The sequence below is a fragment of the Kitasatospora sp. NPDC059973 genome, assembly GCF_042737525.1.
Taxonomy (GTDB): Bacteria; Actinomycetota; Actinomycetes; order Streptomycetales; family Streptomycetaceae; genus Kitasatospora.
Genome location: NZ_JBHWUI010000126.1, coordinates 1 through 24,591, shown reverse-complemented (window position 1 = coordinate 24,591; position 24,591 = coordinate 1). Strand labels below are relative to the sequence as shown.

The window sequence follows — 24,591 nt, the reverse complement described above, 5'->3', positions numbered from 1 at the left end:
GGGGCGCCCCCCCGGCCCGGGGGGGGGGTGCTTCTTCCCCGGGGGGGGGGGGTGGGTGTTCTTCGGTCCCGCTCCCCACCCCTCACGGGTACCGGCGGCGCCCCGGCCCTCACTCGAAGTGGTGGTCCCAGACCGTCTCGACCGCCGGCTTGCCGTGCAGGTCCGGCACCTCCTGGAGCCAGGCCGGCCGGCCGGCCCGGCTGGCGGCGGCCCGCCGGCGTTCGGCCTCGCGCACCTGCTCGGGCGTGGCGAAGCCGTCCGGCAGCCAGTCGCGGGAGCGCGCCGCACGGGCGGCGAGGTGGGCGACGTAGGCGTGCCGCACCGCCGCCACCGAGTCGAAGCCGGGCTCGTCGGCCAGCCACGCGTCGGGGACGAGCGCCACGACCTCCTCCAGCAGCGCGGGGGTGACCAGCGGCCCGAGTTCGTCGTCGGCCAGCGCGACGTCGGGGGCGTAGCCGCCGAGGGCGTGGGCGCTCAGGTCGTAGCGCTTGCCCACCGAGCCCGCGGCGCCGGACCAGCGGTGGTGGAAGACCAGCGCGGCGCCGTTGTCGATCAGCCAGAGCTTGCCGTGCCAGACCATCAGATTGGGGTTGTGCACGCTGCGGTCGACGTTGCCGGTGAGCGCGTCCAGCCAGACCACCCGGCCGGCCTCGGCCGGCCCGACGGGGATCATGCCGGGCCTGAAGTCGCGGGCGCCGGGCAGCAGGTCCATCCCGAGGTTGAGTCCGCGGCTCGCCCGGAGGATGTCCTGGACCTCCGGGTCGGGCTCGGCGTCGGCGACCGCCGGGTCGAAGTCGACCAGCCGGAGTTCCGGCACCGGCAGGCCGAGCCGCCGGGCCAGTTCACCGACGATCACCTCGGCCACCAGGGCCTTGCGGCCCTGCGCGGCACCGATGAACTTGACCACGTAGGTGCCGAGGTCGTCGGTCTCCACGACGCCGGGGACGGAGCCGCCGGCCCGCAGCGGATCGACGTAGCGCACTGCTGTCACCTGATCGAGCACATCCGTCACCCTAACCCGTGCGCTTGCGGGCCCGGCTCGTTCAGCGGCTTTCCAGCGCCACCTCGCGCGCGTCCGCGAGCGCCTGCCGGACGGCGGCGGGGATGTCGGTGACCGGGAAGGCCACCCGGCGCACCACCCGGGCGCGGTCCAGCACGAGCACCGCCCGCTTCAGCCGCAGGCCCTGGCCGACGTGGAAGGTGGGCAGCCGCAGGGCGGCCGCCAGCCGGACGTCCAGGTCGGACAGGAGGGGGAAGGGGATCTCCTCCGCCGCCGCGAACTCCCGCTGTTCGTCGGGCCGTTGGGTGGAGACCCCGCGCAGCGCCAGACCGGCCGCGCGGAACTCGGGGTACGCCTCGCGGAAGAGCCGGTTCTCCAGCGTGCAGCCGACCGCGCCGGGGATGTCGCCCCAGCCCGGCGGCAGTGGCCCGGGGCGGCCGGTGGCCGGGTAGCAGAACAGCACGGTGGCGCCGGCCGCCGGATCGACCGGGTCCAGCTCGCCGCCGGTGTGCGCGGGCAGGGTGAGCGCCGGCAGCCGGGTGCCGGGCAGCGCCGCCAGCCGGGCGGCCTCCGCGCTGTCGGGCGCGGCCGAGCCGGAGAGCGCGCCGTCGCCGAGCAGCCAGCGGTCCGCCCAGTCCTGCATCGCGACCAGGACCGGCAGCAGCGCCCGGCCTGCCTCGGTGAGCCGGTACTCGTGGCGCACCGGGGCGCTCTGGTACGGCACCCGGACCAGCACGCCGGCCTCGGTCAGGTGGCCGAGCCGCTCGGTGAGGACCTTCCGGGAGATGCCCAGTTCGTGCTGGAGCTCGTCGAAGCGCAGCAGGCCGCGCGCCGACTCGCGGACGATCAGGATGCTCCACCAGTCGCCGATCACGGCCGCCGACTGGGCGATCGCGCAGGTGGCATCCCGCGCGGGTACCTCTTTGAGCACCGTCGCTCCTCTCACGTCCAGGACGGTCCATCCTCGCACCCCCTTGCGAGTTCCGAAAGGGAACTTGTAAGTTCCTGATGAAAACTCACGCGAAACGAGTGCGCCTGAGGACGAACGAGAACGAATGGGGGGAGCAGATGTCCGTCGCCTGGGCGACGCTGCGCCGCACCTGGACGATGACCTTCCGGGCCTACCCGTGGTCCTACGCCGTCGGCTGTCTGCTGATCGGCGTCTTCACCCTCGGCCTGTCCTACCTGGGCCTGCACGCCATCGGCGGCGGCTCGGTGGCCGAGGACTTCACCGCCCGCAGCGGAGGCGCCGACTACCTCGGCTACATCGCGATCGGCGCGGCCGGCTACATGTTCACCGTCCGGATGCTGCTCTGGAGCAGCAAGGCGCTGATCACCGAGCAACGCCAGGGCACCCTGGGCGCACTGCTGATCGCCCCCGCCGGGCGGCTGCCCTACCTGCTCGGCTTCACCGGGTTCGCGCTGCTCAACACCGCCGTCGAGGTCGGCCTGCTCGGCGGGTTCGCCGCGGTGCTCGGCGTCACGCTGCCCGCCTGGCACCCGCTCGCCGCCCTCGCCGGGCTGCTCGCGCTCAGCGCCGCCGTGTTCGCCGTCGCGGTGCTGCTCGGCGCGCTGATGATCGTCGCCGGCGAGGCGCACATCTCGCAGAACACCGTCTTCCTCGTCGTCTCGCTGCTCTGCGGCATCACCTTCCCCAACAGCTACCTGCCGGTGCCCGCCCGGTGGCTGGCCGAGCTGCTGCCCGTCACCTCCGCGATGGACGTGCTGCGCGGCGCGCTCGGCCGGGGGCAGCCGCTCACCGAGCTCACCGCGCGGCTGGTGACCTGCCTCGCCCTCAGCCTGGGCTACCTGCTGCTCGGTCTGCGGCTGCTGCCCGCCGCCGAGCGCAGGGCCGCCGAGCGGAGCTTCTGAACCGCCTCCGAACGGAGCCCCCGACGCATGGACCACCCGAACCGGAGCCAGTGACATGATCCGCACCACCGCCCTGCGCAAGACCTTCCGCAGCCGGGAGAAGGGCCTCTTCGGCCCGCGCGCCGTGAAGACCGCCGTCGACGGCCTCGACCTGGAGATCCCGGCCGGCCGGGTCACCGGACTGCTCGGCCTCAACGGCGCGGGCAAGACCTCCACCATCAAGATCCTCGCCACCCTGCTCCGCCCCACCTCCGGCACCGTCACCCTGGACGGCCTCGACCTGGTCGAGCACGCCCGCGAGGCCCGGCGCCGGATCAACCTGATCGCCGGCGGCGAGCGGATGGTCTACGGCAAGCTCACCGGCGCCGAGAACCTCCGCTACTTCGGCCACCTCTACGACGTCCCCGGCGCGGTTCTGCGCCCCCGGATCGGCGAACTCCTGGAGCTGGTCGGCCTCACCGCAGCCGCCGACACCCCGGTCGAGCGGTACTCGCGCGGCATGACCCAGCGGCTCTCGATCGCCCGCGGCCTGATCAACGACCCGGCCTACCTGCTGCTCGACGAGCCCACCCTCGGCCTGGACGCGCCGATCGCCCGGGACCTGCGCCGGGTGGTCGCCGCCCTCGCCGCCGAGGGGCGCGGCGTGCTGCTCACCTCGCACTACCTGACCGAGGTCGAGGAGCTGTGCGGGCACGTCTACGTGATCTCCGGCGGGCGCCACCTCGCCGCCGGCAGCCCGGCCGAGCTCAAGGCCGCGACCGGCAGCCACCGCAGCGTCCGGGTCACCGTCACCAACCCCTCTCCCGAACTGGAGGCCGCCGTGGCCGACTTCGCGCTCCGCCTCGGTGTCCGCGCCGAGCTCGGGGCCACCGGCCAGGGCGGCCTGCTGGTCACCGTCCGCCATCCCGAGGACGTGGCCGGCCCGCTGGCGGGGGCGATCGTCGCCGCCGGCGGGTCGATCGGCGGCCTGGAGGTCACCGAGGCCACCCTGGAGGACGCCGTCCTGGCGCTCACCGACACCGCCCCGGCGCCCGCCGGCGCCCGCTCGGAGGTGGCCGCGTGACCGGCCCGTCGACCGGGCCGGCGCACCCCGCGCCGCCCTCCGTCGAGCTGCTGCTGCTCGCCGCGGCCGACCGCGGCGCCCGGCCGCCCCACCCCGTCGGCCGCACCCTCCCGCCACCCCGCCCGGGCACCCGTCGCCCGCCCCGCCCGGACGGCGACCGCCTCGCCACCCGGCCGCTGCGGCACGCCGGCAAGGTGTTCGCCGCGGAGGCGCTGAAGCAGCACCGCACGCTCTTCGGCCAGCCACTGGTGCTCGCCTCGATGCTGGTCTGGCCGGTGCTCCAACTGGCCGCCACCTACTACACCCTGCACCCGATCGCCGCCGGCTCGGCCGCCGCCGCCCGCTGGCCGCTCGCCGCCGACCCGGCCAAGCTGCTCGGCTTCCTCGCGACCGGTGCGCTGGCCTGGGCGTTCTTCTTCTCGCTCGTCCAGTCCGCGTGGAACTTCGCCTACGAGCGCACCACCGGCACGCTGGAGCTGCTCTTCCTCTCGCCCGCCGACCGGCTGGTCCTGATGCTGGCCAACGGCGCCGGCGCACTGCTGCAGAACGCCTGGCTGCTCACCTGCTTCCTGGGCGCCGCCGCCTTCGGCTTCGGCAGCCTGGACGTCGCGGGGCCCTGGGTCTACCCGGTGGTGCTCCTCGCCCTGCTGCTGCCCGCGGTGGCCTGGGGCGCGCTGCTCAACAGTCTGATGGTGTTCTCGCGCGACTCCACCTTCGTCTACACCGTGCTGGACGATCCGATGTGGTTCGTCGCCGGGGTCCGGCTGCCGGTCTTCGCGCTGCCCGGGGTGCTGCGGGTGCTCGGCGCGGCGCTGCCGCTGACCGGCAGCCTGGCCGTGGTCCGCGGCGCGCTGCTGGAGCGGGAGGGGTTCGGCGAACTCGCCCCCGGGCTAGGCCGGCTGGCCGTGCTCTGCGTGCTGCTGCTGGTGGGCGCGGCACTGGCGCTGCGCCTCGGCGAGGCGCGGGCGCAGCGGACGGGGGCCTGCGCCTGTCCTGAGCCCGGCCCGGCGCGCCCCGGCCGGCCGGGACGCGGTGCCACCCCGAGCCCCTGCACCGTCCCGGGCCGTGCGCTGTGGTTGGCTAGCCGGTGAAACCGGACGTACCAGACGAGGAGAGCACGGTCATGGGACAGGTACAGGCCACCACCGAGCGGGTCTACGACGCGGCCCCCGAGCGGGTCTACGAGGCGCTGGCCGACTACCAGGTGACCCGCCCCAAGCTGCTGCCGGCGCAGTACAGCGAGTACGAGGTCCGGGTCGGCGGCACCGGCGCGGGCACCCAGGTGCACTGGCGGCTCCAGGCCACCGAGAAGCGGGTGCGGGACTGCCTGTTCACCGTCTCGGCGCCGACGCCGGACCAGCTGGTGGAGAAGGACGCCAACTCCAGCATGGTGATCACCTGGACGGTCGCCGCGGCCGGTGAGGGCCGGTCGAAGGTCACCGTCTCGGCCACCTGGCAGGGTGCGGGCGGCATCGGCGGCTTCTTCGAGCGCACCTTCGCGCCGAAGGGCCTGAACCGGATCCACGACCAGATCCTGGCCAACCTGGCGGCCGAGGTCCGCTGAGACCGGGCGCGTCCGGGCCGGCCGGGGAGGGCCGCCGGCCGCCGCCCCGGGCGCCGGACCAGCAAGAAGATTCGACGGCCTCGCCCACCCGTACGACAAGCAAGCCGTACGGGTGGACGGCCGCCACCTGCGGGTGACGACGGCCCCCGGGCACGGCGGAGCCACCCTAGGCTCGCCGCCGTGCATATGACGATCCTTCACATTTCACAGCCCGTCGACGGCGGGGTCGCCCGCGTCGTCGTCGACCTGGTCCGCGGCCAGCGCGAGGCCGGCCACCGGGTCCTGGTCGCCTGTCCCCGCGGCGGCCGGCTGGCCGAGGAGGCCGCCGCCGCCGGGGCGCTGGTCCAGGACTGGCCCGCCCGCCGCTCGCCCGGCCCGTCCGTCGCCGCCGAGGCGTGGCGGCTGCGCCGGATCGTCCGCGCCGCCGCGCCCGACATGGTCCACCTGCACAGCGCCAAGGCCGGACTGGCGGGCCGGCTGGCCATCCGGGGCGCGATGCCGACCGTGTTCCAGCCGCACGCCTGGTCGTTCGCCGCCGTGGACGGCGCGCTGGCCGCGGCCACCCTGCGCTGGGAGCGCTACGCGACCCGCTGGGCGCACCGCCTGCTCTGCGTCAGCGTCCAGGAGCGGGCCGACGGCGTCGCCGCGGGCCTGCACGCCGACTGGGCGGTGGTGCCCAACGGTGTGGACGTGCGCCACTACGCGCCCGCCGACCGCCGGGCCGCCCGGATCGCGCTCGGCCTCGACCTCGACGCCCCGCTGGCGGTCTGCGTGGGCCGGCTCTGCCGCCAGAAGGGCCAGGACGTGCTGCTCGACGCGTGGCCCGAGGTGCTGCGGCTGGTGCCGCAGGCCCGGCTGGCCCTGGTCGGGACCGGTCCGGAGGAGGCCCGGCTGGCCGCCGCCGTCCGGGAGTCGGCCGAACCGTCCCGGATCCGGCTGGCCGGGGAGGTGCCGGATCCGCGGCCGTGGCTGGCGGCGGCCGATCTGGTGGTGCTGCCCTCGCGCTGGGAGGGGATGGCGCTGGCGCCGCTGGAGGCGATGGCGGCGGGCCGGCCGGTCCTGTTGACGGACGTGCCCGGAGCCCGTGAATGTCTGCCTCCGACCGAGCGGAAGTGCGCGGTCGTGCCGCCCGAGGACGCCGCCGCGCTCGCCACCCGAATGGCCGAAGCATTGTCCGACCCGATCGAGTGCGAGCGACGCGGTGCGCGTCTGCGCGAGCACGCCGTGGCGCGCCATGACGTGCGATCGGTGGTCGAACAGGTGGACGCGCTCTACCGCGATCTGCTGGGCGCCGGGCCGGCGGCCGGACGCCGCCGTGCCCGTGTCCCAGAGCGGATCTGATCGTTTCACATGCCGTGAATGCCCTCCGCTGGGAGCTGTCGTATTCGCACCCTCAACCGGTTTGTGGGCGAGGGGTGAAATCGGAAATACCTATTAATGGGCGGCTGGAATGAAATGGCAAGTCAACTTCCAGCATCCAGGGCCACGTTCGGTACTGTCTGATTTTGCCTGCTTCATTTCGATTTCACGCCGGGAATTCGCGAGAGAACCGAAAGCCGCCAGCGGCAGCAGGTGCAGTCAGGACCGCGCCCACCGGGCCGGGACGGCCGCCCCGGGTCAACCGGTGCCGGGCCGCCGTCACCCCGGGCACACAGCAGGGGAGTTCGTGCGCTGATGACCATTGACCACGACAGCGTGCCACGGCCCGGTCGGCCCCTGTCCGGCCCGCGCCGGCCCGCCACCGGACTGCTCGACCGCCCGGCCAGGTCCGCACAGACCCGCAGCACCCCGGCGCTCCGCCGCCACCGCCGACCGGTCCGCTCCCGGCTCGCCCTGCCCGTCACCCTGGCCGCCGTCGACGCCTTCGCCCTGTGCACCGCCACCGGGCTCGCCAACCGGGCCCTCGACCCGGCGGTCCGGGTCGATCCGCTGCTGGGTGTGGCCGCCCTGCTCCCGCTGCTGCTCCTGCTCAACCTGGCCGGCGGCCTCTACCGGGCCCGGCTCACCCTCTCCGTCCTCGACGAGCTCCCCGCGCTGACCGTCCGGGCCGTCGTGGCCACCGCCTTCGCCGTCACCCTGGCCGGCTGCCTGGACGGCCGCTGGCCCGACACCGGCCCCGCCACCCCGGCCCGGCTGACCGCGCTGCTCGGCGCCCAGCTGCTGCTCGCCGTCTGCGGCCGGACGCTGCTCTTCCACCTGGTCCGCCGGATCCGCCGCAGCCGGCCCAGCCCCGTACTGGTCCTCGGCGCCGGCCGGCTCGGCCGCCGGGTCGCCGAGGCCCTCAGGGAGCGCGGCGAGTACGGCATGCGCCCGGTCGGCTTCCTCGACCCGGACCCGCCGCTGCTGGCCGGCGACACCGACCTGCCGGTGCTCGGCGGCCGCGAGGTGCTGGAGCGCGAGGTCCGCCGCCACCGGATCCACCACGTCGTCGCCACCGCGGGCGCCGCCGACGAGGCCGAGACCGCCGCCGCCCTGCGCGACGCCGCCCGGCTCGGCTGCCAGGTCTGGCTGGTGCCCGCGCTGCGTGAGTACGGCTCCCTTGAGAACGGCCACTCGACCGGCGGCGACCACCTCTGGGGCTTCCCCTGCCTGAAGGTGGACCGCCCGGCGATGCGCCGCCCCGGCTGGGCCGCCAAGCGCGCCCTGGACGTCACCGCCGCCGGCCTCGGCCTGCTCGCCCTCGCCCCCGTACTCGCCCTGTGCGCGCTCGCCGTCCGCTTCGACACCGGCCCCGGCGTGCTCTTCCGCCAGCAGCGCACCGGGCTGGACGGCCGGGTCTTCACCGTCCTCAAGTTCCGCACCCTGCGCCCCAGCAACGAGCACGAGTCGGCGACCCGCTGGAACATCTCCCAGGACCACCGGATGGGCGCCGTCGGCAAGCTGATGCGCCGCAGCTCCCTGGACGAGCTGCCGCAGCTGTGGAACGTGCTGCGCGGCGACATGAGCCTCGTCGGCCCGCGCCCCGAGCGCCCCTACTTCGTCATGCGGTTCAGCCAGGCCTACCCCGAGTACGCGGACCGCCACCGCGTCCCGGTCGGCCTCACCGGCCTCGCCCAGGTCAACGGCCTGCGCGGGGACACCTCCATCGAGGACCGGGCCCGCTTCGACAACCGCTACATCGAGAGCTGGAGCCTCTGGCAGGACGTCAAGATCCTGTGCCGCACCGCGGCCCTGATGCTCCACCCGGACGGAAGCTGACCAGCGTGGCCCTCACCCTCGATCCCGTCCCGACGCCCGCCCGGGCGTTACACCGGACGGTCGCGGCGCTCGCCGCCCGGCCCAGCCTGCTCGCGGCCGCCACCGTGCTGCTGGTCTGCGTGCCCACCGGCGAGAAGGACGTCACCGCCGCCGTCCACGTCACCGCCGCCGACCTCGCCTCGCTGGCCCTGGTCGCGGTCACCGCCGTCGAGCTGCTGCGCGGCCGCACCCCCGCGATCGGCCGGACCGCCGCCGTGCAGTTCGGCGTGATCGTGCTCGCCGCCGCCGTCGCCACCGTCGGCTCGATCGACCCGGCCACCAGCCTCACCGGCTTCGTCCGGCTCACCCAGGTCTTCGTCCTGGTGCCCGCCGCCGTCCTCTGCTCGCTGCGCGACCGCACCGACCGGCGGCTGGTGCTCGGCTCCTTCGTCGCCGCCGCGCTGGTCCAGGGCGTGGTCGGCGCCCACCAGTACCTCACCGGGACGGGCGCCTCCTACACCGGCCGGCCGATCCGCGCCGTCGGCACCTTCGGCGCGCTCGACATCATGGCGATGTCCACCGTGGTCAGCTACGGCCTGCTCGCGGCCCTCGCGCTGGGGCTCGCCGAGCGAGGCCCGGCCGGCCGCCCGAAGCTGCGCCGGGCGATGTTCGCGGCCGCGGCCTTCCTGGCCTTCCCGCTCGCCGTCTCGTTCAGCCGCGGCAGCTGGATCGCCACCGGCGCCGCCGCCGCCGTCCTGCTGCTGCGGGCCGACGCCCGGCTGGCGGTCCGCAGCGCCGTCCTCGGCCTGGCCGCCGCCGTCGTGCTGATCGGCGGCCTCGGCCTCGGGGCCTCCGGCGTCACCGCCCGGATCAGCTCCATCGGCTCCGTCTCGGCCGCCCCCGACCAGTCGGTGTCCGACCGCTACGACCTCTGGTCCACCGCCGGGCGCATCTGGCAGGACCACCCGGTCAGCGGCGCCGGCCCCAAGGCCTTCCAGCAACTGCGCGACAGCAACGCCCCGTTGCGGCTCTCCTCGGGCAGCGACGCGGCCGACTCCACCATCGGCTTCCAGCGCGAACCGCTGCTCTCCCCGCACAACATGTACTTCCTGGTCCTCAGCGAGCAGGGGCTGATCGGCATCGTCGCCTACGCCGCGCTGTTCCTCGGTCTGCTGATCGGGTGCCTGCGCCGGGCCCGGGGCAGCGGCCTCGCGGCGCTCGCCCTGCTGGTCTGGGTCCTGGTCGACTTCCTCTACGCGGACATCGGCGGCACCACCACCGTGCTGACCTCCGTCGTCCTCGGCCTCGCCGCCCGGACCGCCGCCGGTGCCACACCGGAGGCGACCCCCCGATGACCACCGACCGGCCGACCGCGCTCACCCCGACGCTGCCGGCCCCCCGCTCCGCACCCGCCGCCGAGACCACGGCGGCCCCCCGGCGCGGCTTCCTCGCCAAGGCCTTCGGCATCACCGCCGTGCTCAGCGCCGCCGGCTCCGCCCTCGGCCTGCTCCGCGACCTGCTGCTGGCCCGCTACTTCGGCGCCAACCAGGGCACCGACGCGTTCCTGGTCGCCTGGACCGTCCCGGAGACCGCCGCACCGCTGCTGATCGAGGACGCCATGTCCTTCCTCATGGTGCCCGCCTTCGCCCTGGCCCTGGTCCTGCGGGAGGAGCACCCCGACGGGCCCGACCCGGTCCGCCAGCTGGTCCGCGCGACCCTGCCCTGGCTGCTGCTGGCGCTCACCGCGCTCTCGCTCGGCGTCGCGCTCGGCGCCCCCCAGCTGGTCGACCTGCTCGCCCCCGGCCTGGCCGACCCCGGGCTCGCCGTCACCTGCACCCGGATCACCGCCTGCACCGTGCTGCCCTTCGGCGTGGCCGGCTATCTCGCCGCCGCACTCCGGGCGCACCACAGCTTCACCGCCCCGGCCGGCATCTACGTCGCCTACAACGTCGGCATCCTCGGCGTCCTGCTCAGCTGCCAGGCGCTCTGGGGCGTCCGCTCCGCCGCGATCGGCGTCGCCCTCGGCAGCCTGCTGATGGCCGGTCTGCTGGTCGTCCCGTTCCTGCGCCGGCTGCGGTCCGGCCGCGCCGCCGCGGGCCGCCGGGCCCGCCCCGCACTCGTGCTGATCCCGCTCGCGCTGCTGCCGGTGGCCGCCTTCACGCTCACCCGGCAGGCTCAGGTCTTCATCGAGCGCTTCCTCGGCTCCGCGCTGCCGCCCGGCACCATCTCGCACCTCAACTACGCCGCCAAGGTCTCCCAACTGGCCATGACGGCGGCCATCCTGATCTGCACGGTGACCTTCCCGCTGGTCGCCCGGGCGCTCGCCGCCGGGGACCTCACCGCCGCCCGCGACCGGGTCGAGAAGGACCTCGGCCAGGCGGCCGCGGTCGTCCTGTTCGGCACCGCCTTCCTGCTGGCCTGCGCCCCCTCGGTGGTCGCGCTGCTCTTCCAGCGCGGCGCCTTCGGCGCCCAGGACACCGCCGCCACCGCGGCCGTCATCCGCGTCTACAGCTTCGGACTGCCCGCGCAGGCGCTGATCGGCGTGATGATCCGCCCCTACTTCTCGCTCCGCCCGGTGGTCCGCCGCGCCGGCGACCCGCGCACCGACGACGGCGGCCGCCGGCTGCTCGACTGGTACCCGGCCGCCGCCATGGTGCTCGGCCTGGTCGTCACCGTCGCCGTCGGCCTGCTCGCCACGCCCCGCTTCGGCGCCCTCGGCCTGGCCGCCGGGAACGCGGCCGGCATCACCAGCACCGCGGCGCTGCTGCTGCGCGGGCTCGTCCTGCGCGGCATCGCGCTGCGCCTGCGGCTGGTCCTCGGCGGCCACGCCAGGCTGCTGGCCGCCGCCGCCGGGGCGGCCGCCCTCGGCACCCCCGCCGCCGGACTCCCCGCCGACCCCCTGCTCTCGACGCTGCTCGGGGGCCTCACCGTGGCGCTCGCCTTCGCCGCCCTCGGCACCGGTCTCGGTGCCCGCGAGGTGCGCGGACCGGTCCTCGCCGTCGTCCGGGCCCTGTGCCCGCCATCCGTTGCCGATGAAGGGAAGCCTCCCCATGGACGCTGAACGGGGATCCGTACGGTCGGTGCTGTCGGGCGTACGCCGCTCCGGCGCGCCGGCAGCAGCCGGTCCACGGACCGAGGTGCCGGGCGCCGCGGGCCGCCGCCCGGAGGCACAGCTGCCCCGAAGTCGCCGACCCGCCACCCGGGCACCCGTCCAGGAGGCCACCTCGCCGTGGATCCTGATGTACCACTCGGTGGCCGTCGAGGAGGACGACCCGTACCAGCTGACCGTCAGCCCGGAGCGCTTCGCCGAGCAGATCGCCTGGCTCCACCGGCGCGGCCGGCGTGGCGTCTCGGTCCGCGAGCTGATGCGGGCCAGGGCCGCCGGCCGGGCCGACAACATGGTCGGCCTGACCTTCGACGACGGCTACGCGGACTTCGGCCGTTTCGCCGTACCGATTCTGCAGGCGTACGGGTTCACCGCGACCGCCTACGTGGTCGCCGACCTGCTGGGCCGGGCCAACGACTGGGACGTCAAGGGCCCGCGCAAGAAGCTGCTCACCGTCCAGGAGGTCACCGAACTCGCGGCCGCCGGCTGGGAGATCGGCTCCCACGGCCTCGGCCACCAGGCCCTGCCCGGCCTGCCCGCCGACATCCTGACCACCCAGACCCGGGAGAGCCGGCGCGTGCTGGAGGAGGTCGTCGGCGGTCCGGTCACCGGCTTCTGCTACCCGTACGGCGCCGTCGACCTGCCCGCCACGCTGGCCGTGCGCGACGCCGGCTACGACTACGCCTGCGCCATCGCGCACTCCCCGCTCACCGGCCGCTACGCGCTGCCCCGCTGCTACGTCGGCGACCGCGACGGCGCCTGGCGGCTGCGCGCCAAGCGCGGCCGCCACCGCCTCCGCGACACCGTCACCGAGCTGCGCCGCAACCGCCTCGCGGCACGCTCCGCGTCGAAGGGCCGGGCCGGCGCCGAGCGCGAGGAGACGCCGGGGAGCGCCGGGGCCCGGAGCACCGCGGGCGGGTCCGAGCGCCCCGCCGGGGAGCGGGCGGGCCGGCGGGGGGCCGGCCGGTGAGGGTGCTGCACATCGTCACCGGTCTCGCCTCCGGCGGCGCCGAGCGCCAGCTCCAGCTGCTGCTGCGCCACCTGCCCGCGCACCAGCACTGCGAGGTGGTCGCGCTGACCAACCCCGGCACGGTGGCCACCGCGCTGCGCGCCGAGGGCGTCACCGTCCACCACCTGGCGATGCGCGGCAACCGCGACGTCGGCGCGCTGCCCCGGCTGGTCCGGCTGATCCGGTCCGGCAGCTACGACCTCGTCCACACCCACCTCTACCGGGCCGGCCTGTACGGGCGGCTGGCCGCCCGGCTGGCCGGCGTCCGGGCGGTGGTGGCCACCGAGCACTCGCTGCACGCGGGGGTGATCGAGGGCCGCCCGGTCACCCGCGGCGTCAAGGGCCTCTACCTGGCGGCCGAGCGCCTGGGCACCACCACCGTCGCGGTGTCCCGGCAGGTCGCCCAGACCCTGCACGCCTGGGGCGTGCCGCCGGGCCGGGTCGAGCTGATCCCCAACGGCATCGACGCCGCCCGCTACCGCCGTCCGGACGCCGACCGGGCCGCGGCCCGGCACCGGCTGCGCGCCGACCTTGGCCTCCCGGCGGCGAGCTGGGTGGTCGGCGGGGTCGGCCGGCTGGTGCCCGGCAAGCGGTTCCACGTGCTGCTGGAGGCGCTCGCCGGCCTCGACCCGGCCGCCCGGTTGGTGCTGGTCGGCGAGGGCCCCGAACGCGCCGCCCTGGAGCGGCGGGCCGCCGAACTCGGCGTCCGCGACCGCCTGGTCCTCACCGGCGAGCGCGACGACGTCCCCGACCTGCTGGCCGCGCTGGACGTGCTGGCCGCCCCCTCGACCGCGGAGACCTTCGGCTTCGGCGTCCTGGAGGGCCTGGCGGCCGGCCTGCCGGTCCGCCACAGCGCCTGTCCGGCCCTGGACGAACTCCCGCCGGCCGCCGCACCGCAGGCCCGCCGGATCCCCTCCGACGCCGCCGCCTACACCACCGCGCTGCGCCAGCTGCGCCACCTCAACGACCACAGCCCCGAGCCCCTGCCCCGGCCCCCGGCGGTCGGCCACTACGACATCGTCCGGGTGGCCGCCGACCTCGGCGCCCTCTACGACCGCCTGGCACCCGCTTGAGCCGCCGGCAGCCGCCGAACCCCCGGGCCGCCGGCCGGGCGGCCCCCATATCCAAGGAGCACCCCATGTCCGAACCGCGCCGAAGCGTCCGCAGCCTGGCCCGCCGCTGGTGGCCGGTGGTCCTCGCGGTGCCGCTGGGCGCCGCCGCCGGCGCCGGGTACGCCGTCGTCGCGCACCCCTCGTACGCCGCCAACTCCTATGTGATCGTGGTGCCGGAGAACCAGGGGGAGAGCGCCTCGGCGATCAACTTCGCCCAGGCGTACGGCCGGCTGGCCGGTCAGCCCCAGGTGCTCGCGGCCGCCGCCGCCGAGACCGGGCACAGCCGCACCGAACTGGAGACCCTGGTGCACGGCACCACCTCCCCGGACGCCCCGATGATCGAGATCACCGGCACCGGCGCGCGGCCCCGGGAGGCGGTGCTGGCCGCCGACGCGGTCGCCCGGTCGCTGGTCGCCTTCGCCAACACCAGCAGCAAGGAGACCGGCGTCCGGCTGGTCCCGCTGGCTCCCGCAGCCGAGCCCGACAAGCCGACCACGCCGTCCGCGCAGCTGGACGTCGCGGTCGGCGCCGCCGCCGGGGTGCTGATCGGCGCGCTGGTCATGATGACCCGCCGCCGGGGCGGTGAGGCCGGTCTGGCCGCCGTGGCGACGCCCGGCGCGGAGCCCGCCGCCCCGGCCACCCCGGGCCCGCGCGCCGAGGAGGCCCCGGCCCCGGCCCCGGCCCCGGCCCCGGCCCCGGCCCCGGCCGAACCGGCCGCGGCGGAGCGGCCCGGCACCGGGCAGGCCGTCCCCGAGCAGGCCGCCCCGGCGCAGCCCACGGGCGGGAAGGCAGCCGGCGGGAAGTCGCCCGCCGAGAAGGCCCCGGCCAAGGAGAAGAGCGCCGCCGGGAGCGGTCGATGAGCACCGAGGCGCCGGCCACCACCGGTCTCCCCGCCCAGGCCGGCGCGCCCCGCTGGACCACCGAGCTGCACCGCGAGGACGACGCCCTGGACGTCCTCGCCGAGGAGTGGGACGACCTGGTCACCCGCTGCCGGACGGCCACCTTCTTCCAGGCCGCGGTCTGGCAGCGCTCCTGGTGGCGCCAGTACGGCCGCCCGGGCGACCTCCTGGTCCTGCTGGTCCGCCGGAACGGCCGGCTGGTCGGCGCGGGAGCGTTCCGGCGGCGCCCCGGCCCGCTCGGCGGGCTGACCGGCCTCGGCGACGGGCTGATCGACTTCACCGACATCCTGCTCGACGACTCCTGCGCCGATCGCGCGGCGGCCGAGTTCGCCGCGGCCCTGCCGCTCACCCGCCCCTGGCACAGCCTGGAGCTGCGCGAGGTGCACCCCGAGGCGGCCGTCCAGCGGGTCTTCGAGCAGTGGCGGGGCCGGCGGCGCCGGTTCGGCGACTCGCTCTGCCAGTACCTGCCGGCCGTCCCGATGGAGCAGTTGCTCAAGCGGGTGCCCGGCAAGACCGCCCAGCGCAGCCGGGTGAAGCTCCGCAAGATCGCCGAGGCCGGGGTCGAGGTCCGTTCGACGCCCCCGGAGGAGGTGCCCGAGGCCCTGGAGGGGCTGCTCCGACTGCACTTCGAGCAGTGGCACGAGCGCGGCGTCACCCCGGAGCACCGCACCGGGCGGTTCGCCCGGCACCTCGCCGAGTCCACCACCGGCCTGGTCGCCACCGGCCGCGCCGCGGTGCACCAGTACTGGCTGGACGGCGAGCTGGTCGCGGTGAACCTGCTGCTGCTCTGCCCGTCCTTCGGCGGTCTCTACCTGTACGGCGCGCACCCCCGGCTGCGCGAGCGCCTGGACATCGCCGGTCTGCTGTTCGGGGCGGCGCTGGACGAGACGGTCGACGCCGGCATCCCGCTGCTCAGCCTGTTGCGCGGCCAGGAGCCCTACAAGCAGCGCTGGCGGCCGGACCAGCTGTTCAACCAGCGGCTGCTGTTCGGTCCGCGCGGGCCGGCGCCGGCGGCCGCCGCCCGGGCCGGCTCGGTCCGGGCCCGGCAGGTCGCGGTGCACGTCCTGCGCACCCGGCTGCCGAGGCTCAAGGAGGCGCTGGGGGCCCGCCGGCGGAGCTGAGCCCGCCCCGCCTGCGGGCCCGGCCGCCCGACCTCAGCGCCGGGCCGGCAGCCCGCCCGGCGCGGGTGCGGCGGACGGTGAGGGCGGCGTGGAGGGCGAGGCCGGTGGGGAGGGGGTTCCCGCGGCCGCCGAGGCCGCCGCGGTCGGCGAGGCGCCCGGCGAGCCCGACCCGGCCGCCCCCGGCTGCGGGGTGACCGCCGGGGGCGCCGGCACAGCGGTGACCGGAGCCCCCTTGGACCCGGCCATCAGCTGCTTGAACCGGCTGCTGGAGCGCGGGTTCTGCGCGCACTGCCAGAACCCGTGCGGGCAGTAGTCGGTGACCGTCTGGTAGCTGGTGTCGTGGGTGCGGATCCACTCCACCATCCGCTGCACGAACTCCGGGTTGTCGCCGTTGCGGAACAGCCCCCACTCCGGGTACGAGACCGGCTTGCCGCGCTTGGCGGCGAACTCGACCTGGTCCTGCAGCCCGTACGGCTCGCGGACGTAGTCGTCGAAGGTGGCGCCGGCGGGCTGGTCGTAGCTGTCCATGCCGATGATGTCGACCACGTCGTCGCCGGGGTAGCACTTGGTCCACGGGATCGCGTCCAGCCCCCGGTTGGGGGTGAAGTCGAAGCGGAACCGCTGACCGGGCACCGAGCGCATCACGGAGACGATCCGCCGCCAGTACGCCTTCCAGGCGGTCGGGTCGGGCTTGCAGCGGTGGGTGTAGGTGGTGCCGTTCATCTCCCAGCCGAGGGTGAGCACGGTGTCCGCCCCGCCGAGCGCCACCAGCCGGCGGGCGAGCCGCAGGAAGTGCCGGTCGAAGTCCCCCCGGACGCCCTGGGCGAGCAGCTTGGCCACCTCGCCGTCCGGCACGGCGGCCTCGCTGGGCACCAGCATCGGGACGCCGAGGATCAGCATCCGGGAGGGGTCGGCCAGCCGCCACTGCGACCACATGCCGAGCACCACCGGCTCGCCCTCGACGTCCGCCCAGCTGTTGCCGGCCAGATAGGTGTGGCCGACCTGCATGTTGGCGTTGTTCAGCCACTGTGCGTAGCGGCCCAGCTGGGGGATGTACTTGTCCCACGAGCCGACGAAGGCACCGAACGGGGCCTCGTGCTTCGGCCGCTGGACGACCGGCCGGGGGGCGGCGCCGCGGGGCTGGAACGCGTCCGAGGAGAGGGCGTGCCGTTCGGTCTGGCTGAGCGGGGTCCCGGTGGGGACGCTCGCGGTGGTCAGCATCAGCAGGGCGGCGGCAGCCAGCGTCAGGCGGCCGAGTCGCATGGTCTCTCCTCCGGCGTCACGGGGCGGGGGCAGCGGGACGGACCGTGATACCCCGCTCGCAGACAGTAGGCCCCGCAGGCGTCGGAAAAGCCGAATGTCACCCTAAAGTGGGCGGTATTCGAACGCCGTCTGCCGCAACGTGCCGTGTATCACCTCTGTAACAGTCCGGACGGCCCTGGAGGCCGTACCGCGGCCGCCCGCCCGGCGCGCCTCCCGGGCGGCCGCGGGTCCGACGGCGCAGGTGGGCGGGCGGATCCGGCGAAGGGCGCGAATCGGCCGGCCGCGCCCGCGCCGCCCCGCCGTCCGGCCGGGTCCGGCTGACTCGTGACGGTGTCGAAAGGTACGCTCCGCCCGTGTCCTGGAAGCCGCTGCGTGTCCTCACCCCCCGATCGATCCTCCCTGCCCTGGCGGTCCTGCTGGTCCTTGTGGCGGGCGCGGCCGCGCATGCCAACAAGCCGGTGCCGTTCGGTGACCGGGTGGCCGGGCCGGGCGGCGCGGACGCCAGCCCGGTCAACTCGCAGTCGTTGGGCGCGGACGGTCTGGAGCTGAAGGTGGGCCCCGGCCTGGAGGCCTACAACCGGGACACCGGCGAGCCCGCCTGGTCCTACCGCCGCGAGGGCGCCACCGCGCTGTACCTGGCGATGGCGGGCGAGAACGCCGTGGTGGTCTGGGACGACGGCCTGGTCACCTCGGTGCGTCCCGGCGACCACGAGGTGCGCTGGCACCGCGCGGTACCCGGCCTGGCGGACTGGATGAGCGGCCAGGGCGAGCCGGGCGCCGAGAAGCGGACCGACGAGCAGCGCAGGCAGCTCCAGCGGGAGCGCGCCGCGGCGGCCCTGCACACCGTCCAGCAGTCCGCGCCCTGGGTGGCCGTGGTCACCCCCGAGCTGACCATGGGCTTCCGCGACGCCGACGGTGACCTCCGCTACAACTCCAAGCCGGCCGGCAACTGCGTCTACGACCCGACCCGCACGGTGGGCACCGACTTCGCGGTGCTCGTGCCGCGCAGCTGCGCCAACAGCACCGGCCAGCCGGTCTCCGGCGGCATCACCGGCTACCGGCTGGACAGCACCGGCTGGCAGCTGCCTGCCGGCCCGGGGGTGTCGCTGAAGGCCCTGGACGGCCGCCGGGTGCTGATCTCGGACGGTCCGATCGTCGGCCCCAAGGTGTTCGACACCCAGGCGGCGGCCCCCGAGGCGGCCTGCGGCAGCCCGGTCGAGCCCTTCGCCGCCGTCCGCCCGCAGGGCAGCTGCGACGCCGCGGAGGACGCCCCGCGGTCCTGAGACCGGTACCCCGGCGGTAAAAGCCTCCGGGCCCCGTCACGGGGCCCGGTAGACTTGCCGTCATGGCTGTTCTCTCCGGGCACTAGCGGACGAGCGGCGCCGCCTCCGGGCGGTCCGCCGGTCTGCCGACGTCGCCCCCTTCCGCTGCCCCGGCCCTGTGCCATGCCCAGGCGCCCGCCCACGTCCCAGGAGTAGTCCCAGCCATGATTTCCGCCAACGCCCTTGAGCTGCGCGCCGGTGCCCGCATCCTGATCGAGTCCGCGAGCTTCAAGGTCGCCCCGGGCGACCGGATCGGTCTGGTCGGGCGCAACGGCGCCGGGAAGACCACGCTCACCAAGGTGCTGGCCGGCGAGGGCCTGCCGGCCTCGGGCACGGTCACCCGCTCCGGTGAGGTCGGCTACCTCCCGCAGGACCCGCGCACCGGTGACCTCGACGTCCTCGCCAAGGACCGCATCCTCTCCGCCCGCGGCCTCGACAGCGTGCTGAAGAAGATGCGCGAGAACGAGGAGCGGATGGCGAACGGCAAGGGCGCCACCCGGGACAACGCGATGAAGAAGTACTCGCGCCTGGAGACGGAGTTTCTCACCAAGGGCGGGTACGCCGCCGAGGCCGAGGCCGCCACCATCGCCGCCGCGCTGGGCCTGCCGGACCGCATCCTCGAACAGCAGCTGCACACCCTCTCCGGTGGTCAGCGCCGCCGCGTCGAGCTGGCCCGGATCCTCTTCTCGGACTCCGACGTGCTGCTGCTCGACGAGCCCACCAACCACCTCGACGCCGACTCGATCGCCTGGCTGCGGGACTTCCTGAAGACCTACAAGGGCGGCTTCATCGTCATCTCGCACGATGTCGAGCTGGTCGAGACGGTCGTCAACAAGGTCTTCTACCTGGACGCCAACCGCTCCGCGATCGACGTCTACAACATGGGCTGGAAGCAGTACCAGCAGCAGCGCGAGGACGACGAGAAGCGCCGCAAGCGCGAGCGGGCCAACGCGGAGAAGAAGGCCGCGACCCTGAACGCGCAGGCCGACAAGATGCGCGCCAAGGCGACCAAGACGGTGGCCGCGCAGAACATGGCCCGCCGTGCGGAGAAGCTGCTGTCCGGCCTGGAGCAGGTCCGGCTGAACGACAAGGTCGCCAAGCTGCGCTTCCCGGACCCGGCGCCCTGCGGGAAGACCCCGCTGACCGCCGCCGACCTCTCCAAGTCCTACGGCTCGCTGGAGATCTTCACCGGCGTGGACCTGGCCATCGACCGCGGCTCGCGGGTCGTGGTGCTGGGCCTGAACGGCGCGGGCAAGACCACCCTGCTGCGGATGCTGGCCGGGGTGGAGAAGCCGGACACCGGCGAGGTGATCCCGGGCCACGGCCTGAAGATCGGCTACTACGCCCAGGAGCACGAGACCCTGGACCCGGAGCGCACGGTGCTGGAGAACATGCGCTCCTCGGCGCCCGACACCGACCTGGTCCAGATCCGCAAGATCCTCGGCTCCTTCCTGTTCTCCGGCGACGATGTCGACAAGCCGGCCGGGGTGCTCTCCGGTGGTGAGAAGACCAGGCTGGCGCTGGCCTCGCTGGTGGTCTCCAGCGCCAACGTGCTGCTGCTCGACGAGCCCACCAACAACCTCGACCCGGCCAGCCGCGAGGAGATCCTGGGCGCGCTGCGCGAGTTCAGCGGCGCGGTCGTGCTGGTGACCCACGACGAGGGCGCGGTCGACGCGCTCCAGCCGGAGCGGATCATCCTGCTGCCGGACGGCGTGGAGGACCTCTGGAGCCCGGCCTACAACGACCTGGTCTCGCTCGCCTGATCCGGCTCCCTTGGTCCGGCCCGGCCTCCGCCTGGCCTGGAGTAGACGCCTCGTCCACTCTTCGGACCAGAAAAACTAGTACTTACGGCGTGTCCGGGAATGAAGAGGTCCGGGATTCCGTTTGAGAAGCTTCCGTCGGCCCGCCACTCGATCGTGGTCGGGCCGACGCTGCTGATCAGCTCTTTCGCGCCGAATGGCGGTATCGCTCCGGGGGCGTGCACTCTGCGTGAGCGCCCTTGTGCGCTCGGATCACCACCGACGGAACGCGCATTCCCGGCATCGACCTTGTCGAATGGGTGGCCAGGAGGCTGTGGATGGGTGATCATGGGAATCTGACCGAGCAACGCTACGAGGAGGCACGGGTGGCCGAGACTCTGAAAAAGGGCAGCCGGGTGACCGGTGCCGCGCGTGAGAAGCTCGCGGCCGATCTCAAGAAGAAGTACGACTCCGGGGCGAGCATTCGCGCTCTCGCGGAGGAGACCGGTCGCTCGTACGGCTTCGTGCACCGGATGCTGAGCGAGTCCGGAGTGATCCTCCGGGGCCGCGGCGGTGCCACGCGGGGCAAGAACAAAGCTACTGCTGGAGCCAGCTCCTGACGGTCCGTCAGTTCTTCGACGGATGACTCGGCGGCAGGGCGCGGGCCGGATGGACGACGTCGGTCGTCCGCCTCCGGTCGGAGCGAACCGGCCGCCGATCGTCATGCCCGCCGCCGTCCGTCCGGGCCCCGCCCGGACCCGTCCGAAACACTGGGCGCCGCTGCCCTGCCGCAGCGCGCCCAGTTTTGTTACTCTCCGGTAGCCAAGTCCCTCGCCACCGGAGGTCCCCGCATGACCGCCCCCGCCACCGACCCGCAGGCCCCGAGCTGGGAGCAGGACGGCGTCCGCCTGGAGATCGACGGCGAACTCGCCGTCGTCACCCTCTGTCAGCCCGAACGGCGCAACGCCCAGTCGCCCGCGATGTGGCGCGCGCTGGCCGCAGCCGGCCGGGAGCTGCCCGGCGCCGTCCGGGTGGTGCTGCTGCGCGCCGAGGGCCTCTCCTTCTCGGCCGGCCTGGACCGCGCGATGTTCACCCCCGAGGGGATCCCCGGCGAGGTCACCTTCCTCCAGCTGGCCGCCGCCGAGGACAAGGACCTCGACGACACCATCGCGTACTACCAGGAGGCCTTCTCCTGGTGGCGCCGGCCCGACGTGGTCACGATCGCCGCCGTCCAGGGCCACGCCGTCGGCGCCGGCTTCCAGCTCGCCCTCGCCTGCGACCTGCGCGTGGTCGCCGACGACGCCCGGTTCGCCATGAAGGAGACCTCGCTCGGTCTCGTCCCCGACCTGGCCGGTACCAAGCCGCTCACCGAGCTCGTCGGCTACGCCCGGGCGCTGGAGATCTGCGCGACCGGCCGCTGGGTCGGCGCCGAGGAGGCCACCGCGATCGGGCTGGCCAACCTGGCCGTCCCCGGCGCTGAGCTGGACGCCGCCGCGCGCGACCTCGCCGCCGCGCTGCTCGCCGCCCCGCGCAGCGCCGTCATCGAGACCAAGGCGCTGCTCCAGGGTGCGGGCGGACGCTCGTACGACGAGCAGCGTTCGGCCGAACGGGCGGCACAGGCTCGCCGCCTGCGCGATCTGGCCGGCATCGGCGACTGACCGCACGAGCACGTCGAAGGCCCGGCTCCGGGGGACCGCCCCCGTAGCCGGGCCTTCGACGTCGCGGCTCCCCCGGTCGCCGCTCCGGGGGCGCGAATCGTGGCGAAATGCCAGAGTTGGAGCGATTTGCGATATAGCTGGAGCCGTACGACGGGAGAACCACCCATGCCTGACACTCCGACGCCCGCCACCATGCACAAGAACCCCTCCGCCGCACCCGGACCGGTCGCCCCGGCGGCCGACACCGGCCGGGGGGTGACCGACCGCGGCCGTACCGCCCTGGCCGTCGGTGTGGTCGAGAAGATCGCCGGTATGGCCGCCCGCGAGGTCTCCGGCATCCACGCCCTCGGGTCCGGCCTGTCCAGGACCTTCGGCGCGATGCGCGACCGGGTGCCCGGCGGCAAGTCAGCCGTCGGGCGAGGGATCAAGGCCGAGGTGGGGGAGAAGCAGACCGCCATCGACATCGCCCTGGTCGTCGAGTACGGCGTGGTCATCCCCGAACTGGCCCGTCAGGTACGGGAGAACATCATCGACGCGGTGGAGCGGATGACCGGCCTGGAGGTCGTCGAGGTCAACATCGCGGTCAACGACGTCCATCTGCCCGACGAGCCGGACGTCGAGGAGGAGGAAGAGGAGAGCGTCCCCTCCGGACAGCGGCCCAAGTTGAAGTAGCCCCGTCGGGGGACAGCAGCAGTGGAAGACGAGGAGTAGCGGATGAACCTGGCCATTGTCGGCCTGGTGGTGGGTATGGCCCTCGGCTTCGCCGGCTATTTCGGCGGCTTCGCGGCGTTCCTGCTGGTGGCCGCGCTGGGCGTGGTCGGCTTCGTGGTCGGGCGCCTGCTGGAGGGCGACATCGAGATCGGTGATCTCGGCGACCTGCTGCGCGGCCGCGACCGGCGCCGCTGATGGCGTCCCCCGTCACCCCTGCCACCTCGGCCACCTCCACCACCGCGGTCACCCCCGCCGCCCGCCGCCGCGAGCCCGGCGTCCGCGGGCGGCTGCGGGTGGCCGACCGGGTCTACGCCCGGATCGCCGCCCGGGCCGCCCGCGAGGCGCTCGACGACGCGTGGCGCGGCCGGACGGAGCGGGGTGCGCCGCCGAAGGTCTCGGTCGCCGTGCCGGGCAGCACCGTCACCGTCCGGGTCTCCGTCGAGCTGCCGTTCCCCGCCGACCTCGCCGCGCTCGCCCGGGCCGTCCGGGAGCGGATCGCCGCGCAGGTCGGCGGTCTGACCGGGACGCGGGTCGGCGAGGTGGTGGTGGTCGTCGAACGACTGGTCACCGGGGGGCCGCGGTGACGACCGGGCCGACACCGGACGCCGTTCCGCCGGGCGCTCTCCCGCCGGGGTCGTCGCCGCCGGGTTTGAGTGGGGCGAGTGCTCTCCCGCCGGAGGCCGGCGAGCCCGAGCCGGTCATGGTCAAGGTGCCCCGGCTGCGGGCCCACCGCACGGTCGCCGCCGTAGTCGTCGCCACCGTCGTGCTGGTGATCGGCGCCGCACTGCTCTACGACGTGATCGCCGTGCGCACCGGGCACGCCGCCCGCCGCTGGCGGGCCGAGGTCGCGGACGAACTGGCCACCCGCCGCCTGGACGACCCCTGGGTGCTCGTCGGCGCCGGGGTGGCCGTCCTGCTCGGGGCCTGGCTGCTCTGGCTCGCCCTCGCCCCCGGGCTGCGCCGCTGGCTGCCGCTGCGCCCGCTCGGCGGGACCTCCGCCGCCATCGACCGCGCCGGCGTCGGCACCCTCCTGCACGACCGGGCGGCCGGACTGCCGGGCATCGAGCACCTCACCGTCCGGGTCAGCCGCCGCCGGGTGAAGGCGGTGCTCACGGGCCCGGCCGACCCGGCCTCGGTGCAGCGGCAGCTGCGCGCGGAACTCGCGAAGATCGGCCTGGCCCGGCCGCTGCGCCTCGACGTCCGGGCGAAGCGGGGCGGGGGCGGCGCGGGCGACGGCGCCGTGCCCGGGGCGCCGGAAGGCACCGCGGCGGTCCCGGGCACGCCGGCTTCCGGCGGGGTCGGCGGGGTCGGATGAGCGGGACACCGCCCGGAGCCGGGCGGCGGAGGACGGACACGCGGGTGAAGGTCGGACGAGGAGGGGTGGTGAGGGTGCGGTGAGCCGGTCCACCGTCAACCGGGTGCTGCTGGGCGCCGCCGCCGTGCTGCTGCTGGCGGTCGGCCTGCTGGTGCTGGCCGGCGGGCTCGACCTCTACGCACGGCTGGGGGTGGACCCGCCGAGCCGATGGCCGCTCACCTCGCCGGACCAGCCGGTGGTCAGCTCCAGCTCGCGGACCCGCTGGTCCGACGAGACGTGGTGGTGGCCGGCCGTGACCGCCGGGCTGGTCCTGGTCGTCCTCGGTACCGGCTGGTGGCTCTTCGCCCAGCTGCGCCGCAGCGGCCCGGCGACCGTCGTCCTCCCCACGCCGGGGGTGGGCGGACTGCGGCTGCGGCTGCGCACCCGGGCCCTGGAGGAGGCGCTGGAGACCGGGACGGTGGCCCTTCCGGAGGTCGAACGGGTCAGCGTCCGGCTGCTGCGGGGCTCCGGTCGGCAGCGGCTGCGGGCGGCCGTGCGGCTGACCCCGGGCGGTGATCCGGCGGAGCTGGTGGAGCACTTCGAGACCGGCCCGCGCGGTGACGCCCGCGCCAGCCTCGGCCTGGCCGAGCTGCCCGCCGAACTCCGGGTGCGGGTGCAGGC

At 75.0% G+C, this 24,591-nt stretch carries 24 protein-coding genes; 21 read left to right on the top strand and 3 right to left on the bottom strand.

The genetic code is table 11. The features are described 5' to 3' along the window. Positions 1–109 precede the first annotated feature (109 nt). Together ACFWA9_RS28445 and ACFWA9_RS28440 are read right to left on the bottom strand one after the other, a co-directional pair. On the bottom strand, positions 110–1,003 hold the full coding sequence (locus tag ACFWA9_RS28445) for a HipA family kinase (RefSeq protein ID WP_380390739.1): 894 nt from the start codon (positions 1,001–1,003) through the stop codon (positions 110–112). A gap of 40 nt (positions 1,004–1,043) precedes the next feature. Then, on the bottom strand, positions 1,044–1,931 hold the full coding sequence (locus ACFWA9_RS28440) for a winged helix-turn-helix transcriptional regulator (RefSeq protein ID WP_380390737.1): 888 nt from the start codon (positions 1,929–1,931) through the stop codon (positions 1,044–1,046). Positions 1,932–2,068: 137 nt separating this feature from the next. Here ACFWA9_RS28440 and ACFWA9_RS28435 point away from each other — a divergent pair, with 137 nt between their 5' ends. The 12 genes from ACFWA9_RS28435 (at position 2,069) to ACFWA9_RS28380 (ending at position 15,923) form a co-directional block, all read left to right on the top strand. After that, the gene (locus ACFWA9_RS28435) at positions 2,069–2,872 is read left to right on the top strand and encodes an ABC transporter permease (RefSeq protein ID WP_380390735.1); all 804 of its coding nucleotides are present in this window, start codon (positions 2,069–2,071) and stop codon (positions 2,870–2,872) included. A 55-nt stretch (positions 2,873–2,927) separates the two neighbouring features. Beyond that, entirely contained in the window at positions 2,928–3,935 is a 1,008-nt protein-coding gene (locus tag ACFWA9_RS28430; RefSeq protein ID WP_380390733.1) for an ABC transporter ATP-binding protein, read from the top strand. Next, positions 3,932–5,026 (top strand): ABC transporter permease, encoded by a 1,095-nt coding sequence (locus ACFWA9_RS28425; RefSeq protein WP_380390731.1) that lies wholly within the window; start codon positions 3,932–3,934, stop codon positions 5,024–5,026. Before ACFWA9_RS28430 ends, ACFWA9_RS28425 begins: the two co-directional genes overlap by 4 nt. A 32-nt stretch (positions 5,027–5,058) precedes the next feature. Continuing rightward, complete coding sequence (locus tag ACFWA9_RS28420; RefSeq protein WP_359834569.1) at positions 5,059–5,499, top strand: SRPBCC family protein; 441 nt, start codon at positions 5,059–5,061, stop codon at positions 5,497–5,499. A 186-nt stretch (positions 5,500–5,685) separates the two neighbouring features. Beyond that, on the top strand, positions 5,686–6,840 hold the full coding sequence (locus ACFWA9_RS28415) for a glycosyltransferase (protein WP_359804363.1): 1,155 nt from the start codon (positions 5,686–5,688) through the stop codon (positions 6,838–6,840). A 333-nt stretch (positions 6,841–7,173) separates the two neighbouring features. Further along, positions 7,174–8,697: an exopolysaccharide biosynthesis polyprenyl glycosylphosphotransferase gene (locus ACFWA9_RS28410; RefSeq protein ID WP_329490108.1), complete on the top strand. Its 1,524-nt coding sequence runs from the start codon at positions 7,174–7,176 to the stop codon at positions 8,695–8,697. A gap of 5 nt (positions 8,698–8,702) precedes the next feature. Next, positions 8,703–10,031, top strand: coding sequence for an O-antigen ligase family protein (locus ACFWA9_RS28405; RefSeq protein WP_380390728.1), 1,329 nt, complete (start codon positions 8,703–8,705; stop codon positions 10,029–10,031). Beyond that, a complete protein-coding gene (locus ACFWA9_RS28400; protein ID WP_380390726.1) occupies positions 10,028–11,737 on the top strand; it encodes a lipid II flippase MurJ in 1,710 nt (569 codons plus the stop codon). Before ACFWA9_RS28405 ends, ACFWA9_RS28400 begins: the two co-directional genes overlap by 4 nt. Then, a complete protein-coding gene (locus tag ACFWA9_RS28395) occupies positions 11,727–12,752 on the top strand; it encodes a polysaccharide deacetylase family protein (protein ID WP_380390724.1) in 1,026 nt (341 codons plus the stop codon). The genes ACFWA9_RS28400 and ACFWA9_RS28395 overlap by 11 nt, the downstream gene beginning before the upstream one ends. Then, the gene (locus tag ACFWA9_RS28390) at positions 12,749–13,864 is read left to right on the top strand and encodes a glycosyltransferase (RefSeq protein WP_380390722.1); all 1,116 of its coding nucleotides are present in this window, start codon (positions 12,749–12,751) and stop codon (positions 13,862–13,864) included. Before ACFWA9_RS28395 ends, ACFWA9_RS28390 begins: the two co-directional genes overlap by 4 nt. A gap of 65 nt (positions 13,865–13,929) precedes the next feature. Beyond that, positions 13,930–14,763 (top strand): Wzz/FepE/Etk N-terminal domain-containing protein, encoded by an 834-nt coding sequence (locus ACFWA9_RS28385; RefSeq protein WP_380390720.1) that lies wholly within the window; start codon positions 13,930–13,932, stop codon positions 14,761–14,763. Next, positions 14,760–15,923, top strand: a complete 1,164-nt coding sequence (locus ACFWA9_RS28380) for a GNAT family N-acetyltransferase (RefSeq protein ID WP_380390718.1) — start codon at positions 14,760–14,762, stop codon at positions 15,921–15,923. The genes ACFWA9_RS28385 and ACFWA9_RS28380 overlap by 4 nt, the downstream gene beginning before the upstream one ends. A 33-nt stretch (positions 15,924–15,956) precedes the next feature. Here the strand turns inward: ACFWA9_RS28380 and ACFWA9_RS28375 are convergent, their stop codons facing one another. After that, positions 15,957–17,186 carry a glycoside hydrolase family 26 protein gene (locus ACFWA9_RS28375; protein WP_380390716.1) on the bottom strand — a complete coding sequence of 410 codons (1,230 nt, stop codon included), beginning with the start codon at positions 17,184–17,186 and terminating at the stop codon, positions 15,957–15,959. 353 nt (positions 17,187–17,539) lie between these two features. Between ACFWA9_RS28375 and ACFWA9_RS28370 the strand changes: the two genes are divergently transcribed. The 9 genes from ACFWA9_RS28370 to ACFWA9_RS28330 form a co-directional block, all read left to right on the top strand. After that, positions 17,540–18,469: a hypothetical protein gene (locus ACFWA9_RS28370; RefSeq protein WP_380390714.1), complete on the top strand. Its 930-nt coding sequence runs from the start codon at positions 17,540–17,542 to the stop codon at positions 18,467–18,469. Between the two features lie 203 nt (positions 18,470–18,672). Next, complete coding sequence (locus ACFWA9_RS28365; protein ID WP_329490117.1) at positions 18,673–20,271, top strand: ABC-F family ATP-binding cassette domain-containing protein; 1,599 nt, start codon at positions 18,673–18,675, stop codon at positions 20,269–20,271. A 362-nt stretch (positions 20,272–20,633) separates the two neighbouring features. Continuing rightward, positions 20,634–20,867: a helix-turn-helix domain-containing protein gene (locus ACFWA9_RS28360; protein ID WP_049658450.1), complete on the top strand. Its 234-nt coding sequence runs from the start codon at positions 20,634–20,636 to the stop codon at positions 20,865–20,867. 231 nt (positions 20,868–21,098) lie between these two features. Further along, the gene (locus tag ACFWA9_RS28355; protein ID WP_380390712.1) at positions 21,099–21,905 is read left to right on the top strand and encodes an enoyl-CoA hydratase/isomerase family protein; all 807 of its coding nucleotides are present in this window, start codon (positions 21,099–21,101) and stop codon (positions 21,903–21,905) included. A 165-nt stretch (positions 21,906–22,070) separates the two neighbouring features. Continuing rightward, positions 22,071–22,577 carry an Asp23/Gls24 family envelope stress response protein gene (locus ACFWA9_RS28350; RefSeq protein ID WP_329490119.1) on the top strand — a complete coding sequence of 169 codons (507 nt, stop codon included), beginning with the start codon at positions 22,071–22,073 and terminating at the stop codon, positions 22,575–22,577. Positions 22,578–22,619: 42 nt separating this feature from the next. After that, the gene (locus ACFWA9_RS28345; protein WP_329490120.1) at positions 22,620–22,811 is read left to right on the top strand and encodes a hypothetical protein; all 192 of its coding nucleotides are present in this window, start codon (positions 22,620–22,622) and stop codon (positions 22,809–22,811) included. Continuing rightward, complete coding sequence (locus tag ACFWA9_RS28340; protein WP_359804354.1) at positions 22,811–23,200, top strand: hypothetical protein; 390 nt, start codon at positions 22,811–22,813, stop codon at positions 23,198–23,200. Before ACFWA9_RS28345 ends, ACFWA9_RS28340 begins: the two co-directional genes overlap by 1 nt. A gap of 116 nt (positions 23,201–23,316) precedes the next feature. Further along, positions 23,317–23,931 (top strand): DUF6286 domain-containing protein, encoded by a 615-nt coding sequence (locus ACFWA9_RS28335; RefSeq protein ID WP_380390710.1) that lies wholly within the window; start codon positions 23,317–23,319, stop codon positions 23,929–23,931. A 79-nt stretch (positions 23,932–24,010) separates the two neighbouring features. Then, positions 24,011–24,591: alkaline shock response membrane anchor protein AmaP (locus ACFWA9_RS28330; RefSeq protein WP_380390708.1), on the top strand; the 581-nt coding region annotated here is incomplete at its 3' end.

What these genes read in the sequence shown, in the direction of transcription:
- ACFWA9_RS28365 (WP_329490117.1), top strand. Translation starts at nt 18,673, where the DNA reads ATGATTTCCGCCAACGCCCTTGAGCTGCGCGCCGGTGCCCGCATCCTG.
- ACFWA9_RS28430 (WP_380390733.1), top strand. Translation starts at nt 2,928, where the DNA reads ATGATCCGCACCACCGCCCTGCGCAAGACCTTCCGCAGCCGGGAGAAG.
- ACFWA9_RS28415 (WP_359804363.1), top strand. Translation starts at nt 5,686, where the DNA reads ATGACGATCCTTCACATTTCACAGCCCGTCGACGGCGGGGTCGCCCGC.
- ACFWA9_RS28355 (WP_380390712.1), top strand. Translation starts at nt 21,099, where the DNA reads ATGACCGCCCCCGCCACCGACCCGCAGGCCCCGAGCTGGGAGCAGGAC.
- ACFWA9_RS28435 (WP_380390735.1), top strand. Translation starts at nt 2,069, where the DNA reads ATGTCCGTCGCCTGGGCGACGCTGCGCCGCACCTGGACGATGACCTTC.
- ACFWA9_RS28345 (WP_329490120.1), top strand. Translation starts at nt 22,620, where the DNA reads ATGAACCTGGCCATTGTCGGCCTGGTGGTGGGTATGGCCCTCGGCTTC.
- ACFWA9_RS28420 (WP_359834569.1), top strand. Translation starts at nt 5,059, where the DNA reads ATGGGACAGGTACAGGCCACCACCGAGCGGGTCTACGACGCGGCCCCC.
- ACFWA9_RS28335 (WP_380390710.1), top strand. Translation starts at nt 23,317, where the DNA reads ATGGTCAAGGTGCCCCGGCTGCGGGCCCACCGCACGGTCGCCGCCGTA.
- ACFWA9_RS28400 (WP_380390726.1), top strand. Translation starts at nt 10,028, where the DNA reads ATGACCACCGACCGGCCGACCGCGCTCACCCCGACGCTGCCGGCCCCC.
- ACFWA9_RS28375 (WP_380390716.1), bottom strand. Translation starts at nt 17,186, where the DNA reads ATGCGACTCGGCCGCCTGACGCTGGCTGCCGCCGCCCTGCTGATGCTG.
- ACFWA9_RS28340 (WP_359804354.1), top strand. Translation starts at nt 22,811, where the DNA reads ATGGCGTCCCCCGTCACCCCTGCCACCTCGGCCACCTCCACCACCGCG.
- ACFWA9_RS28385 (WP_380390720.1), top strand. Translation starts at nt 13,930, where the DNA reads ATGTCCGAACCGCGCCGAAGCGTCCGCAGCCTGGCCCGCCGCTGGTGG.
- ACFWA9_RS28350 (WP_329490119.1), top strand. Translation starts at nt 22,071, where the DNA reads ATGCCTGACACTCCGACGCCCGCCACCATGCACAAGAACCCCTCCGCC.
- ACFWA9_RS28410 (WP_329490108.1), top strand. Translation starts at nt 7,174, where the DNA reads ATGACCATTGACCACGACAGCGTGCCACGGCCCGGTCGGCCCCTGTCC.
- ACFWA9_RS28395 (WP_380390724.1), top strand. Translation starts at nt 11,727, where the DNA reads ATGGACGCTGAACGGGGATCCGTACGGTCGGTGCTGTCGGGCGTACGC.
- ACFWA9_RS28380 (WP_380390718.1), top strand. Translation starts at nt 14,760, where the DNA reads ATGAGCACCGAGGCGCCGGCCACCACCGGTCTCCCCGCCCAGGCCGGC.